Below are 1,272 nucleotides of genomic sequence, written 5' to 3'. Positions count from 1 at the left end.
GCCCGCTGCCGATCACCCCACGCACCGTCGCCGGGGTCACCCGCACCGAGCGCAGCGAGACCTGGGGCAGGTCGGCCAGGCTACGAGCGGCGGCGGCGACCGCCGCGGCGTCGGACTCCATCGCGACCACGCGGCCGCCGGGGCCGACGTCGACGGCGAGGAACGCAGCGAACAGGCCGGCCCCCGAGTACAGGTCGAGCGCGGTCTCGCCGGGACCGGGCCGCAACGCCTCGCGCACGGCGGCGACCAGCACCCTCGGGGCGCCCGGGTGGACCTGCCAGAACACCTCCGGCCCGAGCTGGAACCGCCGCTCCTCGACGACCTCGACGACCTCGCCGGGCGCCGGCGCCACCCCGGCCGGATGCACGGCGACGGCCACCTCGCCGGTGGCGGGACTCGCGGCGACCTCGACCGCGTCGGCTCCGGGGAACCGGCGCCCGGCCAGCGCCGCGGCCACCAGCGGGTGGGCGATACGGCAGTCCGGGGTGGCGACCACCTCGTGGGAACGGCTGGCCCGCAACCCGAGTTCGCCCTGTGCGGTGACGGCGAAACGCATCCGGGTCCGCCAGCCCAGACCGTCGTCCGCACCGCCCCCCGCCTGGTCGGCCCCGCCCTCGACGGCAACCGCCTCGACGACCACCCGCACGGGCTCGCGCCGGCCACCGGCCTCCTCCGACGCGGCCGCCACCCGAGCCCCGACAGGCACGCGAGTCTCGGCGGGCACACGACTCTCGGCAGGCGCAGGAGTCCCGGCAGGCGCAGGAGTTCCGGCAGGCGCAGGAGTCCCGGCAGGCGCAGGAGTTCCGGCAGGCGTGGCGGGCGTGGCGGGCGCCCCTGGCAGGACGGGCGCGGGATGGGCTTCGGGGTCGACCTCGGCGGCCAGCCCGCCGAAGCGGCGCAGGGCTTCCGCGATCACCTCGGCCTTCCCTCGGCGCTGCGCCGCGAGGTCGGCGTGCTGCCAGTCGCAGCCCCCACAGGCGCCGGGACCGGCATGCGGGCAGGGAGCCGCCACCCGCTGCGGCGAGGGGGTGAGGACGTCGACGGCGTCGGCGCGCCAGTAGCGGTCGTGGGAGTCGTCGGTGACTCGGGCCCGGACCAGCTCCCCGGGCAGCGCGTGCCGCACGAACACGACCCGCCCGCCCGCCCGCGCGACGCAGAACCCGCCGTGGGCCACCTGCCCCACCACCAGCTCGATGATCGACCCCACCGCGGTCGCGCCCGCGACGCCATCCCCCGCCGAACCGGCGGCGGGGCCGGGGCCGGTGCCAAGCC

At 78.4% G+C, this 1,272-nt stretch carries 1 protein-coding gene; it reads right to left on the bottom strand.

Going from position 1 to position 1,272, the window contains the following annotated elements; translation table 11 throughout:
- Nucleotides 1-1,272 (bottom strand): class I SAM-dependent RNA methyltransferase (locus ND748_RS32230; protein ID WP_374216095.1); only part of this gene is annotated, 1,272 nt, incomplete at both ends.

This window comes from Frankia sp. AiPs1 (assembly GCF_023716945.1).
Taxonomy (GTDB): domain Bacteria; phylum Actinomycetota; class Actinomycetes; order Frankiales; family Frankiaceae; genus Frankia.
The sequence above is the reverse complement of the archived record's forward strand: the minus strand, read 5'-3'. Positions and strand labels throughout refer to the sequence as shown.